Annotated in this window: 1 protein-coding gene; it reads right to left on the bottom strand. The window is 69.6% G+C overall.

The window, feature by feature from the left end; genetic code table 11:
* Window positions 1–99 precede the first annotated feature (99 nt).
* Window positions 100–351 carry a hypothetical protein gene (locus HUX53_RS42875; RefSeq protein WP_217918933.1) on the bottom strand — a complete coding sequence of 84 codons (252 nt, stop codon included), beginning with the start codon at window positions 349–351 and terminating at the stop codon, window positions 100–102.
* Window positions 352–480 lie beyond the last annotated feature (129 nt).

The raw sequence follows: 480 nt of genomic DNA, 5'->3' as shown, positions 1-480 counted from the left end.
CGCACACGTCCCGAGCGCGGGCACATGTGGGTCGGGCGCCGGGCCTTCCCCCTCCGCCCGGGGCGGGGGCGGTAGAGGTCCCGCAACCTGTTCGTCGTCCTATGCCGGGACGGCGCGCGGTTGGGCTCGATGAGCCTGTTCGACAACATCGCCTGCCCGCTGCGCGAGCACAACAAGAAGTCCGAGTCCGAGGTCAAGCGCATCGTCCTCGAGAAGATGGAGATGGTCGGCCTGCTCGGCGCCGAGCAGGCCGACCATCTCCATCTTCTCGAGGACGATGCGCTTGACCTCGGACTCGGACTTCTTGTTGTGCTCGCGCAGCGGGCAGGCGATGTTGTCGAACAGGCTCATCGAGCCCAACCGCGCGCCGTCCCGGCATAGGACGACGAACAGGTTGCGGGACCTCTACCGCCCCCGCCCCGGGCGGAGGGGGAAGGCCCGGCGCCCGACCCACATGTGCCCGCGCTCGGGACGTGTGCG

Source organism: Actinomadura sp. BRA 177, from assembly GCF_013372625.1.
Lineage (GTDB): Bacteria > Actinomycetota > Actinomycetes > Streptosporangiales > Streptosporangiaceae > Spirillospora.
The sequence above is the reverse complement of the archived record's forward strand: the minus strand, read 5'-3'. Positions and strand labels throughout refer to the sequence as shown.